General features: G+C 73.9%; 12 protein-coding genes and 1 pseudogene. 6 read left to right on the top strand and 7 right to left on the bottom strand.

The genetic code is table 11. The annotated features are described in order from the left end of the window. The 7 genes and pseudogenes from Ani05nite_RS35620 to Ani05nite_RS35650 all read right to left on the bottom strand — a co-directional run. The coding region (locus tag Ani05nite_RS35620) for a cupin domain-containing protein (protein ID WP_203775781.1) at window positions 1–358 on the bottom strand (358 nt) is incomplete at its 3' end. A 9-nt stretch (window positions 359–367) separates the two neighbouring features. After that, window positions 368–1579, bottom strand: coding sequence for an MFS transporter (locus tag Ani05nite_RS35625; RefSeq protein ID WP_203775784.1), 1212 nt, complete (start codon window positions 1577–1579; stop codon window positions 368–370). A 24-nt stretch (window positions 1580–1603) separates the two neighbouring features. Next, window positions 1604–2356 (bottom strand): respiratory nitrate reductase subunit gamma, encoded by a 753-nt coding sequence (narI, locus tag Ani05nite_RS35630; RefSeq protein ID WP_203775786.1) that lies wholly within the window; start codon window positions 2354–2356, stop codon window positions 1604–1606. Continuing rightward, a complete protein-coding gene (gene narJ, locus Ani05nite_RS35635; RefSeq protein ID WP_203775788.1) occupies window positions 2353–2973 on the bottom strand; it encodes a nitrate reductase molybdenum cofactor assembly chaperone in 621 nt (206 codons plus the stop codon). The genes narI and narJ overlap by 4 nt, the downstream gene beginning before the upstream one ends. After that, window positions 2970–4634, bottom strand: coding sequence for a nitrate reductase subunit beta (gene narH, locus Ani05nite_RS35640; RefSeq protein ID WP_203775789.1), 1665 nt, complete (start codon window positions 4632–4634; stop codon window positions 2970–2972). Before narH ends, narJ begins: the two co-directional genes overlap by 4 nt. Then, window positions 4634–8302 (bottom strand): nitrate reductase subunit alpha, encoded by a 3669-nt coding sequence (locus Ani05nite_RS35645; RefSeq protein WP_203775792.1) that lies wholly within the window; start codon window positions 8300–8302, stop codon window positions 4634–4636. Before Ani05nite_RS35645 ends, narH begins: the two co-directional genes overlap by 1 nt. 162 nt (window positions 8303–8464) lie before the next feature. After that, window positions 8465–8614 (bottom strand): annotated as a pseudogene (locus tag Ani05nite_RS35650) (hemerythrin domain-containing protein); the annotation flags it as partial. 108 nt (window positions 8615–8722) lie between these two features. Between Ani05nite_RS35650 and Ani05nite_RS35655 the strand changes: the two are divergent. From Ani05nite_RS35655 to Ani05nite_RS35680, 6 genes are all read left to right on the top strand, one after another. Next, window positions 8723–9931, top strand: a complete 1209-nt coding sequence (locus Ani05nite_RS35655) for a PucR family transcriptional regulator (RefSeq protein WP_239130973.1) — start codon at window positions 8723–8725, stop codon at window positions 9929–9931. Window positions 9932–10086: 155 nt separating this feature from the next. Continuing rightward, complete coding sequence (locus Ani05nite_RS35660) at window positions 10087–10623, top strand: universal stress protein (RefSeq protein ID WP_203775796.1); 537 nt, start codon at window positions 10087–10089, stop codon at window positions 10621–10623. A 215-nt stretch (window positions 10624–10838) separates the two neighbouring features. After that, complete coding sequence (locus tag Ani05nite_RS35665) at window positions 10839–11177, top strand: BON domain-containing protein (RefSeq protein WP_203775798.1); 339 nt, start codon at window positions 10839–10841, stop codon at window positions 11175–11177. A 37-nt stretch (window positions 11178–11214) separates the two neighbouring features. Beyond that, entirely contained in the window at window positions 11215–11544 is a 330-nt protein-coding gene (locus Ani05nite_RS35670) for a TraR/DksA family transcriptional regulator (protein ID WP_203775800.1), read from the top strand. Next, window positions 11541–11882, top strand: a complete 342-nt coding sequence (locus Ani05nite_RS35675; RefSeq protein WP_203775802.1) for a TraR/DksA family transcriptional regulator — start codon at window positions 11541–11543, stop codon at window positions 11880–11882. The genes Ani05nite_RS35670 and Ani05nite_RS35675 overlap by 4 nt, the downstream gene beginning before the upstream one ends. Window positions 11883–11941: 59 nt before the next feature. Continuing rightward, entirely contained in the window at window positions 11942–12688 is a 747-nt protein-coding gene (locus tag Ani05nite_RS35680) for a CBS domain-containing protein (RefSeq protein WP_203775804.1), read from the top strand. The last annotated feature ends 75 nt before the right edge of the window (window positions 12689–12763 follow it).

Consider the following 12763-nt stretch of genomic DNA (forward strand, 5'->3'; position numbering starts at 1 on the left):
AGGCCCCCGCAGTCCCGCCCTGTGGCCGGGCCGCCTTGGCCACGGTCAGCAGCACCGCGGCGTCCTCGAGCGCGGTCAGGCTGTGCCGGGCGTCCGGCACCACCAGCAGGTCGCCGGCCGCGCCGTCGCAGGACGTGTCCCCGGCGGCCAGCCGGACCCGCCCGGTCAGCACGTGGACGGTGGCCTCGCCCGGGCTCTCGTGCTCGTCCAGGGCCGTCCCGGCGCGCAGGGCCACCAGGGTCTGCCGCAGGACGTGCGGCTGGCCGCCCACCACGGTCTGCGCGCTGCGGCCGCTGGACGACCCGCGGGCCGTCTCGAGATGCCGGGCGGTCAGCTCGGTCAGCGACGACTTCTGCATGGCGCCCCCTCAGGCGGTGACCGGGCGGCGGACCAGCCCGCTCATCTTGACGGCGGTGTAGACCGCCGCGGCGATCGCGACGTCGGACAGCAGCATGAGCCCGATGGCGTAGGAGTTCTCGGCGCCGTACACCCAACCCATGATCAGCGGGGGGACGAAGCCGCCGAGGCCGCCGGCCGCGCCCACCACGCCGGTCACGCTGCCCACCTTGTCGGCCGGCGCGACCTTGCCGACCAGCGCGAACACCGCGCCGCTGGCCGCGCCGAGCAGGCCGGCCATGGCCAGGAAGGCGATCGTGGCCACCGGCACGAGCGGCGGCTGGAACGCCTGCACGACGGCGAACAGCGCGGTGCCGGAGAAGCACCACACCAGCACGGGCACCGGGTGCAGCCGGTCGGACAGCCAGCCGCCGACCGGCCGGGCGATGACGGCCAGCACGACGAAGCCGGCGGTGCGCAGCGCGGCGTCGTTGGCGGTGAGGTCGTACGCCTCCCGCAGGTACGCGGGCAGGTAGACGCTGAACGCGACGAACCCGCCGAAGCCGACGGCGTACAGGAAGCACATCTGCCAGGTGACGGCGAGCCGCCCGACGTCCTTGATCCGCCCCCACGCCGACCCGACCGGCCGCTGCCGGTCCGGCGCGTCCCGGATCAGCAGGAAGGCGACCACCGCGTACGCCGCGAGCAGCGCAGCGACGAGCAGGAACGGGGTGTCGTAGCCGTAGGCGTCGGCCAGCTTGACGGTGGTGAAGTTGGAGATCGCGGTGCCGCCCATGCCGACGCCGAACACGCCGATGGCGAAGCCCTTGCGGGCCGGCGGATACCAGCCGGAGACCAGCGGCACGCCGACGGCGAACGTGGTGCCGGCGAGGCCGAGGAAGAAGCCGGTGACGATCATCGCCGGGTACGACGACACCAGGGTCAGGGTGAGCACCGGGACGATGGTGGCCACGCTGACCAGCGGGAACATGATGCGGGCGCCGTACCGGTCGGTGAGCGCGCCGACCGGGATCCGGCCCAGCGAGCCGACCAGCACCGGCACCGCCACCAGCAGCGACTGCGCGGCGAAGCTGAGGCCCAGCCGTTCCTTGACGCCCGGGCCGAGCGGGCCGAGCAGCGCCCAGGCCCAGAAGTTCACCATGAACCCGGCGGTGGCCAGGATCAGGTTGCGGGTGGCGCCGGGGCGCGGCGCCTGGGCGGGCCCCTTCGCAGGTGTGCTCATCGTCGTTCCTCGGGTTCGGGCCGGTCAGCCGCGGTCGCGACCGGGTCGGGTGGGCAGCTTCGGCGGTCCCTCCCAGCCGGGCCGGGACGCGCGCAGCCCGGGTCGCGGGTCACGGCTGCGGTAGGGCACGTACGGCCGGGTCAGGTAGCCCACCGGGGCGCTGAAGGCGTGCACGAGCCGGGTGAACGGCCAGAACGCGAACAGGGCGAAGGCGGCCAGGACGTGGATCCGGAAGCCGATCGGGACGCCGGGCATGATCTCCGGGTCCGGGCTGAGGTAGAACAGCGAGCGGAACCACGGCGAGACGGTCTCGCGGTAGTCGTAGCCGTCGCCGGCCACGTTGGCCCGCAGGGTGGCCCACAGGCCCAGCACGATGACGGCGGCCAGGACCACGTACATGGCCTTGTCGTTCTTGGTGGTGGCGGCGAAGACCGGGCCGGTGAGGCGGCGCCGGGCGATCAGGATGGCCATGCCGATCAGAGTGCAGAAGCCCGCGACGGTGCCGACGAACACGGCCATCAGGTGGTACGTGTGCTCGGTGATCCCGACGGCCTCGGTCCACGACTTGGGGATCACCAGCCCGCCGACGTGTCCGATGAGGACCATCAGCACCCCGAAGTGGAACATCGGGCTGCCCCAGCGCAGCACGGCGCTCTCGTAGAGCTGGGACGAGCGGGTGGTCCAGCCGAACTTGTCGTAGCGGTAGCGCCAGATCAGGCCGCCGACCAGCACGGCGATGCTCAGGTACGGGAACACGACCCACAGCAGGACGTTCATCGGCGGGCTCCGGTGGTGTCGACGAGTCCGAACGGTTCGAGGCCGACCTGCTCGACGGGCGGGCCGGTGCGGGCCAGGCGCAGGGCGGCGGCGATGTCGCCGGGCTGGGCGGGCGGCAGCATCGCCGTCACCGCGTCCAGTACGTGCCGATAGATCGACGCCTGCGCCTGCAGGGCCCGGGTGAGCAGCTCCAGCCCGACCCGGTTCTCCCGCAGCAGCCGCCAGCCGCCGTCGTCGAGCGCGGCCAGGTCCAGCACCGCCGGCAGGTAGTCGGGCAGCTCGCCGTCGACGACCTCGACCCCGGCGGCCTTGTAGGCGGCGGCGAACAGCACCAGCGCCTCGCCGCGCCGGCGGGTGTCGCCGGCCGTGTAGTAGGTCAGGTGCAGGCAGCAGCGGCGGCGGAAGTCGAACAACTCGACGTAGCCGGCCGCCAGCGTGCCGCGGTCGTGCCGCGCCCGGTGCGTGGCGACCTCCCGCAGCGGCTCGGCCACCGCCGCCGGCAGCCCGTCCAGCGCCGCGGTGAGGGTGGGCAGCACGGACAGGGTCTCGTCGTCCGGGTAGCGCAGCAGCAGCGAGGCCGCGCGGGCCGCGATCGGCCGCCAGATCGGCACGCTCACCGCTCGCCTCCGTCCTTGCGGGGTGGGAAGAGTCCCTCCGGGCGGCCCTTGCCGTCCCAGTTGAGCAGGTTGACCCGGGTCTCCTTGTCGTCCGGCGCGGCCACCGAGTCGGCGGTCTGCCGGTTGCGCAGCATGTGGAAGTTCTCGATGGAGATCGGCGCCGGGACGCCGGAGGACTCGCCGAACGGCCCGGAGCCGCCCATGCCGGGGCCGCCGTCGTACTCGAGGCTGCACTCGGTGCCGAGCTGCTCGAGGCGGTGGGCGTCCTCGGCGTGCGCCGCGGGGATCACGTAGCGTTCCTCGTACTTGGCGATGGCCAGCAGCCGGTACATGTCGTCCATCTGCGCCCCGGTCATGCCCACCGCCGCGGCGATCGACTCGTCGCGGTCCTCGCCGAGGTTGATCCGGCGCTGGTAGGCGCGCATCGCGGCGAGCCGCTGCAGCACGGCGGTCACCGGGGCCGGGTCGCCGGCGGTGAACAGCCCGGCCAGGTAGTCGACGGGGATGCGCAGGGCGTCGACCGCGCCGAACAGGTTGCCCACGTCCTCGCCGTCGTGGCCGGTCTCGCGCAGGATGTCGACCACCGGGGACAGCGGCGGGATGTACCAGACCATGGGCATGGTGCGGTACTCCGGGTGCAGTGGCAGCGCGACCTCGTACTTCATGATCAGGTCCCAGATCGGCGAGCGTTGCGCCGCGGCGATCCAGTCGTCCGGGATGTCCGCCGCGCGGGCCGCGGCGATCACCGCCGGGTCGTTCGGGTCGAGGAAGACCGACTTCTGCGCCGCGAAGAGCTCGTGCTCGTCCTTGACCGCGGCGGCCTTGCCCACCGCGTCGGCGTCGTAGAGCATCAGGCCGATGTAGCGCAGCCGGCCGACGCAGGTCTCGGAACAGATGGTGGGCTGGCCGATCTCGATGCGCGGGAAGCAGAAGGTGCACTTCTCGGCCTTGCCGGTGCGGTGGTTGAAGTAGATCTTCTTGTACGGGCAGCCGGTCACGCACATCCGCCAGCCCCGGCACCGGTCCTGGTCGACCAGCACGATGCCGTCCTCGGCGCGCTTGTAGATCGCCCCCGACGGGCACGAGGCCGCGCAGGACGGGTTCAGGCAGTGCTCGCAGATGCGGGGCAGGAAGAACAGGAACGCCTTCTCGTACTCCTGCCGGACCTGTTCGGACAGCTGCTGCAGGACCGGGTCGCCGGCGGCGATCTCGTTGCCCCCGGCCAGCGAGTCGTCCCAGTTGGCCGACCACGTCACCTTGGTGTCCTCGCCGGTCAGCAGGGACTTCGGCCGGGCCACCGGGGTGTCGTCGCCGGCCGGCGCGGTCAGCAGGTGCTCGTAGTCGTAGGTCCACGGCTCGTAGTAGTCGGCCATGGCGGGCAGCTTGGGGTTGGCGAAGATGCTGAACAGCTTCTTGATCCGGCCCCCGGCGCGAGGCTTGAGCCGCCCGGTGCGGGTCCGGGTCCAGCCGCCCTGCCACCGGTCCTGGTTCTGGTACGTGCGCGGATAGCCCTGCCCGGGGCGTGACTCCACGTTGTTGAACCACACGTACTCCACGCCGGAGCGGTTGGTCCACGCCTGTTTGCAGGTCACCGAGCAGGTGTGGCAACCGATGCACTTGTCGAGGTTCATCACCATCGACATCTGGGCCATGACGCGCATCAGTACTGCACCTCCTGCGAGCGACGGCGGATCACGGTGACCTCGTCGCGCTGGTTGCCGGTCGGGCCGAGGTAGTTGAAGGCGAACGACAGCTGGGCGTAGCCGCCGATGAGGTGGCTGGGCTTGATGAGCAGCCGGGTCAGCGAGTTGTGGATGCCGCCGCGGCGGCCGTTGGTCTCCGCCTTGGGCACGTCGATCACCCGCTCCTGGGCGTGGTACATGTAGACCGTGCCCTCGGGCATCTTGTGGGTGACCACAGCGCGGCAGACGACCACGCCGTTGCGGTTGACCGCCTCGATCCACTCGTTGTCGGTGACGCCGATCTTGGCGGCGTCGGCCTCGCTCATCCACATCGTCGGGCCGCCGCGCGAGAGCGTCAGCATGATGAGGTTGTCCTGGTACTCGGAGTGGATGGACCACTTCGAGTGCGGCGTGAGGTACCGCACCGTCAGCTCCAGCTCGCCCTTGGCGCCCAGCCGCGGCTCGCCGAAGAGCTTGTGCATGTCCAGCGGCGGCCGGAACACCGGCAGCTCCTCGCCCAGCTCCTGCATCCAGTCGTGGTCGAGATAGAAGTGCTGGCGCCCGGTCAGCGTGTGCCACGGCTTGAGCCGTTCGACGTTGATGGTGAAGGGCGAGTAGCGGCGCCCGCCGTGCTCGCTGCCCGACCACTCCGGGCTGGTGATGACCGGCACGGGCCGCGCCTGGGTGTCGGCGAAGCGGATCTGCTTGCCCTCGTGCTCGGCCGACATGTCGGCCAGCTCGCGCCCGGTCCGCCGTTCCAGGAACCGGAAGCCCTCGGTGGCCACCCGGCCGTTGGTGGTGCCGGACAGCGCCAGGATGGCCTCGCAGCAGCGGATGTCGGTGTCCAGCCGCGGCCGGCCGTCGGCCACCCCGCCGCGGACCGTGCCGTTGACCTTCTTGAGGAACTCGACCTCGGGCTTGACGTCGACGGTGACCGCCTTGGTGGTGGTGCCGAGCCGGTCCAGCAGCGGGCCCAGCGCGCCCATCTTGGCGCTGATCGCGCCGTAGTCGCGTTCCACCACGACGAACTTCGGCATCGTCCGGCCGGGCACCGCGGGCACCTCGCCGGTGCGCCAGTCGCGCACCACGCCACCGGGGGTGGCCATGGCGTCCGGGGTGTCGTGCAGCAGCGGCGCCGCGACCAGGTCCTTGCGCACGCCCAGCCGCGGCCCGGCCAGCTCGGAGAAGACCTTGGCGATGCCGTGGAACGCGTCGAAGTCGGTGCGGGTCTGCCACGGCGGGCTGATCGCCGGCGTGAACGCGTGGATGAACGGGTGCATGTCGGTGGTGTTCAGGTCGTGCTTCTCGTACCAGGTGGCGGCGGGCAGCACGACGTCGGAGAACAGCGTGGTGGAGGTCATCCGGAAGTCCAGCGACAGCAGCAGGTCGAGCTTGCCCTCCGGGGCCTCGTCGTGCCACACCACGTCCTGGGGCCGTTTGTCCGGCGGTGCCTCCTCGGCCCGCAGCGACGCGTCGGTGCCCAGCAGGTGCCGCAGGAAGTACTCGTTGCCCTTGGCCGACGAGCCGAGCAGGTTGGCCCGCCACACCGTCAGCACCCGCGGCCAGTTCTGTTCGGCGTCCGGGTCCGTGCAGGCGAAGCCGAGCCGGCCGTCGACCAGCTCCTGCGCCACGTGCCCGGCCGGGTCGTCGGGGGCGGCCGCCAGCGCCTCGTCGGCCACGTCGAGCGGGTTGCGGTCGAACGTCGGCATCGACGGCATCCAGCCCAGCCGGGCGGACTTGGCCAGCAGGTCGGCGGTGTGCCGGCCGGCGAACTCCCCCCGGGCCAGCGGCGAGGTCAGCACGTCGGCGCCGTACTGGTCGTAGCGCCACTGGTCGGTGTGGGTGTACCAGAACGCGGTGCCGATCATCTGGCGCGGCGGGCGGGACCAGTCCAGCCCGAAGGCCAGGTGCGCCCAGCCGGTCACCGGGCGGCACTTCTCCTGCCCGACGTAGTGCGCCCAGCCGCCGCCGTTGACGCCCTGACAGCCAGTCAGCGTCGTGAGGGTGAGCATGGCGCGGTAGGTGGTGTCGGAGTGGAACCAGTGGTTGGTGCCCGCGCCCATGAGGATCATCGACCGGCCGCCGGAACGCTCGGCGTTGTCGGCGAACTCGCGGGCGATCCGGGCCACCGCCGCGCCGGGCACGCCGGTGATCGGCTCCTGCCACGCCGGGGTGTAGGGCACGTCGGCGTCGTCGTAGCCGGCCGGCCAGTCGCCCGGCAGTCCCGGCCGGGCCACGCCGTACTGGGCCAGCATCAGGTCGAAGACCGTGGTGACCAGCTTGCCGCCGACCCGCGCGGTGGGCACCCCGCGGCGCATCAGCTCCGGGTTGTCGTTGTCGAAGCGGGGCAGGGAGAGCGGGACCGCCTCCCCGCCGGCGCAGCTGAGCCGGGGCACGACGTCGCCCAGGTCGAGGTTCCACCGGCCGGCCCCGGCCTCGCTGAACCGGTGCCCCAGCGAGCCGCCGGGCACCGCGACCGCGTCGGCGGCCTCGTCCCACAGCGCCGGGCGGAACGCCGCCTCCGGGTCCGTCTCGCCCAGGTCGGCGGCGGTCAGGAACTTGCCGGGCCGGTACCCGCCGCCCTCGAGGGGTTCGAGCGCGATCAGGTACGGCAGGTCGGTGTACTTGCGCACGTAGTCGGTGAACCGCTCGGTGCGGCGCTCGACGAAGAACTCCTTGAGGATCACGTGGCCCATGGCCATCGCCAGCGCGCCGTCGGTGCCCGGCTGGGCGGGCAGCCACTCGTCGGCGAACTTGACGTTGTCGGCGTAGTCCGGCGACACCACGACGACCTTCTGCCCGCGGTAGCGCGCCTCGGCCATCCAGTGCGCGTCCGGGGTCCGGGTGACCGGCACGTTGGAGCCCCACATGACCAGGTAGGACGCGTCCCACCAGTCGCCCGACTCGGGCACGTCGGTCTGGTCGCCGAACATCTGCGGCGAGGCCACCGGCAGGTCCGCGTACCAGTCGTAGAACGACAGCATGGACGCGCCGATCAGCGACAGGAACCGGGCCCCGACCGCGTGCGAGACCATGGACATCGCCGGGATGGGCGAGAACCCGGCGACCCGGTCCGGCCCGTACGCGCCGATGGTGTGCACGTGCGCGGCGGCGACGATCTCCTGCGCCTCGTCCCAGGTGACCCGGACCAGGCCGCCCTTGCCCCGGGCCTGCTGGTAGCGGCGCCGGCGTACCGGGTCGGCCTGGATGTCGGCCCAGGCGGCGACCGGGTCGCCGCCGAGGCGGGCCTTGGCCTCGCGGAACATCTCCACCAGCACACCCCGGGCGTACGGGTAGCGCACCCGGGTCGGCGAGTACGTGTACCAGGAGAACGCCGCCCCGCGGGGACAGCCGCGCGGCTCGTACTCGGGCCGGTCGGCGCCGACGCTGGGATAGTCGGTCTGCTGCTGCTCCCAGGTGATGATGCCGTCCTTGACGTACACCTTCCACGAGCACGAGCCGGTGCAGTTCACCCCGTGCGTGGAGCGGACCACCTTGTCGTAGGACCACCGGTCCCGGTAGAAGCTGTCCGCCTCGCGGCCGCCGATCTGGTGCAGGGTGCGCCCGTCGGCCGACACCTCCGCCCGCCGTACCAACCCGCCGACCGCCAGCAACGCCCGTCCCGCGGTTTCGGTAGCGCCCGCCATGTGCCCTCGCTCTCCCGCCTGTGACCGTAATGATCACGTTGGTGCCTGCGGCCGCTTAACGCAACCGAAACAGGCGACGGGCCCCACTTCGGACCGACTTTGCCGGTCACGTGGGGCCGGAATTCCCTATTCGCCCCGGAAGGCGGCGCGCATAGTGTAGGCGGCGCGCAGGTCGGCGAGCAGCGCCGTCGCCTCCGCCGGGTCCGTCCCGATCGCCGTGCGCAGCCGTCCGGCCGCGTTGACGATAGCCTCGTGTTCGGCGGTGAGCCGGCTTGTCAGCGAGAAGTCCCGGCACCCGCGGTAAGTGCACACAACGATGATCTCCTGGCGAGGTGTCCGTGTATCCGCAGCATGCGCCCGGTTTTCCCGGGGCCGACAGGGCCGTTCGGCCCGGGGCGGACACCCCCGGCGGGGCCGGCCGTGGTTGATCCGGCCCCGGCCCGACCGGACGACCGGTGGCTCGCGGAGGTCGCCGCGGGCGCGAGCCGCGACGCCGGCGACGTCCCGGTGGAGCTGCTCGGCGACTACCTGCCGCTGCTGGCCGACGCCGCGATCACCGGGCGCCGGCCCAAGCGGGCCGAACTGGACGCCGTGGAGACCCTCGGGCGCCGCGCCGCCGAGCAGGGCTTCTCCGCCGGGCGGGTGGTGCAGCTCTACCTGTCCGCGGCCCGCCGGCTGTGGCAGGACCTGCCCACAGTGGTGCGCAGCCGGGACCGCGAGGCGGTGCGGGCGGCCGCCGCGGCCGTGCTGTCGGTGATCGACGACGCGGTGGCGACCCTGGCCGAGGGGTACGCGGTGGCCCGCCGCGACCTGGTCCGCCGGGAGGAGACCCTGCGCCGGGAGCTGGTCGATGACCTGCTGCGCGGCGACTCCGACCTGGGCGCCCTGGTCGACCGGGCCGAGCCGTTCGGCCTCGACCTGGCCCGGGCCCACCAGGTCGCGCTCGCGGCGGCCGGCCGGCGGCTGCCCGACACGGACGCGGCGATCAGCGCCCTGGAGACCGTGATCTTCGACCGGCTGGGCGACCGCGACGTGCTCGTGGCCACCAAGGACGGCCTGCTCGTGGTGCTGGCCCCGGCCGACGCCGCGCGGGCGCCGCACGGCCGGGACGCCACCCCCGAGCTGGGCCGGCTGATGCACGACCAGCTGCGCCGGCTGCCGCGGGGCCGGCCGTGGCGGGTCGCCGTCGGCCGGCCGCACCCGGGCCTGTACGGCATCGCCCGCTCCTACGAGGAGGCCCGCGAGGCCCTGACCATGGCGACCCGGCTGCGCCTGGACACGCCCGTGGTCACCGCTCGCGAGCTGCTCATCTATCGCGTGCTGCTGCGCGACCAACCGGCCATCGTGGAGCTGGTGCACGCGGTGCTGAGCCCGCTCGGGCAGGCCCGGGGCGGCGCGGAGCCGCTGCTGGCCACGCTGCAGGCCTATTTCGACACCGGCGCGGTGGCGACCGAGACGGCCAAGCGGATCCACGTGTCGGTGCGTGCGGTCACCTACCGCCTGCAGCGGATCAAGGCCCTGACCGGCTATGACCCGGCCGATCCGGCGCACCGGTTCACCCTGCAGGCGGCCGTGCTCGGGGCCCGCGCGCTGGACTGGCCGCACAAGCCGTTGTCCGGCTCGGCCTGAGCCGGGACCGACGCCGGCCACGCCGCGTCAAGTTGCCGGTCATCGGCAACCTGACTCCCTCGTGTTGGCCGTCTGACGACCTTCCCGGCGGCCCCCGGACCCGGGCATGCTGGAGTCACCGGAGCGGGAACCGATCGGCGAGGTGAGGAGGCGCTGTGACGCAGCTGGACGACCGGCGGACCACTACGACGCCACCGATCGTCGTCGGCGTCGACAGCTCGCCGGGCTCGAAGGCCGCACTGTGGTGGGCGCTGGGTCAGGCCGACCGCACCGGGGCGACGGTCGAGGCGGTCGCGGTGTGGACGGCCCAGCCGCTGGCCTCGTACGGGTGCGAATGGGTGGCCGCCGCCGACGCGGGCGACGACGTGGCCGCCGCCACGGAGGCCGAGCTGCTGGACACCCTGGTCGAGGTCGCCCGCGACTACGGCCCGTCGGCGCCGATCCGGCCGCTCGTCCGGCAGGGCCGGCCCGCGGAGGAGCTGCTGCGGGCCGCCGCCTCGGCGCAGCTGCTGGTCCTGGGCGGCCCCGCCCACGGCCCCCTGGCCGGGCTGCTGCTGGGCTCGGTCAGCCGCCGGTGCCTGCACCGCGCGAGCTGCCCGGTGCTGGTCATACCCCCCGCGCTCGCGCGCCGGCCGCGGCCCGGCGACCGGCCGGCCCGGGCCCTGCCGCCCGGCCGCCGGCTCGCGCCCTAACGCCGCCCGCCGCGCCACCGCCCGGCCGCGGCCGACCGCCCGGCAGTTGGCCGGCCCCTTGCCGAGGCCCGGCAAACAATGACGTCCATTGATCGCTCTCGGCGGCCGTGCTCGACGGCGGCCGGCGGAGCGACGCCCCCACCGGCCATGAGGCCGCCCGCTCAGGGCCGCGGGCCGGGTCCCCACCCGTCCCCGACCGCCCGGAAAGGTGCATCGTGCGACATCACGCAGAGCCCACCCCGCCCACCGCCACCGGCGCCCCCACCCGGGCGGACGCGGCGATCCGCCGCGACGTCGAGGCGGTGCTGCGCCGCCGGATGTGGATCCGCCCGGACCAGGTGGCCGTGCGGGTGAGCGACGGCACGGCCACGCTGACCGGCGCGGTGGGCCGGCGCTCCACCGCCGGCATCGTGGCCCGGCTGACCGCGGCCGTGCCGGGCGTCCTCCGGGTCGCCGACCGCGTCCGGTACGAGTTCGACGACGCCGAGCTGGCCCGCTCCCGGGTCGACCGCACCCACCCGTTCAGCGCCGAACCGTTCCGCCCCGGCCGCTGACCGGCCACCGACCCACCCGAGCAACCCAGGAGAGCTCATGAGCATCGACATCGCCGCCACCGACCCCGGCCGCCTCGCGGCGCTGCGGGCCGCCCTGAGCGAGGAGTTCGCGCTCCAGACGGCCCGGCTGAAGGAGCTGACGGAGATCACCGCCGACACCGGCGACCCCGGCGAGGCGCACAACCGGGCGGCGCTGCTGGCCGTCACCCGGCGGTCCCTGGAGCAGATCACCGGCGCCCTGCTCCGCATCGCCGAGGGCAGGTACGGCCGCTGCGAGACGTGCGGCGCCCCGATCCCGGCCGCGCGGCTCGAGGCGCTCCCGCACGCCCGGTTCTGCGTGCCCTGCCAGCAGCGGCACGACGGATGAGCCCCGCCGCGCTGCGCCGGGCGGCCCCCACCGCGGACGCCATGGACCTGCTCCGCGGCATGCTCGAGGAGCAGTTCGCCGCGCACACCGCCCGGCTGACGCAGCTGACGGTCCACGCCCGGCTGCCCCGGCGCGGCGGGCCCGACCCGCGCACTCTCGACGCGCAGGCCGCGACCGCCCGCCGGCGGATCGCCGAGACGGCCCACGCGCTGCGGCGGATGTCCGACGGAAGCTACGGCGCCTGCGCGCAATGCCGGCGGCCGATACCGCTCGGCCGGCTGCGGGCCATGCCCTGCGCCACCCACTGCACGCCCTGTGAGCGGCGCCGGTCGCCCTGATCCGCGCCGCCGGGGCCGACCACCACCACCACGAGGACAGGAGGAAGTGCCATGCGGCAATGGACGGTTCGCGACGTGATGACCAACGAGGTGCTCACGGTCGGCGCCGACGCCGGGCCCGCCGCGGTGAGCGCGCTGATGACGGCCACGACGTCAGCGCGCTGGCCGTCGTCGGCGACTTCGACGAGGTGATCGGCGTGCTGACCCGCGCCGACCTGCTCCGGGCCCTCCGGCGGCCGGCGGAACGGCCCCGCCGACGCCTGGCGGTCGGGCGGCGGGACCGGGCCGGGTTCGGCTGGCGCCGGGTGACCGCGCGCGAGCTGATGACCGCGCCCGCCCGGACTGTCGCCCCCGGCGCGACGGTGGCCGGGGCGGCCCGCCTCATGCACCGCGCCGGCGTGAAACGGCTGCTGGTCACCGACCATCGGCGACGCCTGCTGGGCATCGTCACCGCCGCCGATCTGCTCCGGACGTTCGGCCGGTCCGACGAGGACGTGCGGGCCGGGGTCCGGGCGGCGCTGCGGCCGCTGACCGCCGTCCGGGCCCGGGTCGACGTGCACGACGGCGTGGTGACGGTGACCGGCCGGGTCCGCGACCGGGCGACCACGGCGCTGCTGCCGGGCCTGGCCCGAGCGGTCGCGGGGGTCACCGACGTGGTCACCGACGTGACCGTGGAGGCCCCGCCCGTCCGGCCCGCCGGCGGCCCCGCCGGGACAGCCGGGCGGCGCCGGCGGGAGCTGGACGGGTGGTGGGTGACGCGACCGCACGGGCGCACCACGGTCGCCGAGGCGTCCCCCACCGTTTGACCGGCGTCGCGGCACCGGTCAGGGTGGGGAGACGTGCCGGGCCCTTCCCGCGGAGGCGACATGATCCAGCAGGTG

Origin of the sequence: Actinoplanes nipponensis (genome assembly GCF_016862275.1) — a bacterium.
Taxonomy (GTDB): Bacteria; Actinomycetota; Actinomycetes; order Mycobacteriales; family Micromonosporaceae; genus Actinoplanes; species Actinoplanes nipponensis.

Excerpts from the sequence above, each read along its gene's own strand:
- Ani05nite_RS35625 (WP_203775784.1), bottom strand. The coding sequence starts at position 1,579 with ATGAGCACACCTGCGAAGGGGCCCGCCCAGGCGCCGCGCCCCGGCGCC.
- narI (WP_203775786.1), bottom strand. The coding sequence starts at position 2,356 with ATGAACGTCCTGCTGTGGGTCGTGTTCCCGTACCTGAGCATCGCCGTG.
- narH (WP_203775789.1), bottom strand. The coding sequence starts at position 4,634 with ATGCGCGTCATGGCCCAGATGTCGATGGTGATGAACCTCGACAAGTGC.
- Ani05nite_RS35645 (WP_203775792.1), bottom strand. The coding sequence starts at position 8,302 with ATGGCGGGCGCTACCGAAACCGCGGGACGGGCGTTGCTGGCGGTCGGC.
- Ani05nite_RS35670 (WP_203775800.1), top strand. The coding sequence starts at position 11,215 with ATGAGCATCGACATCGCCGCCACCGACCCCGGCCGCCTCGCGGCGCTG.
- Ani05nite_RS35675 (WP_203775802.1), top strand. The coding sequence starts at position 11,541 with ATGAGCCCCGCCGCGCTGCGCCGGGCGGCCCCCACCGCGGACGCCATG.
- Ani05nite_RS35680 (WP_203775804.1), top strand. The coding sequence starts at position 11,942 with ATGGACGGTTCGCGACGTGATGACCAACGAGGTGCTCACGGTCGGCGC.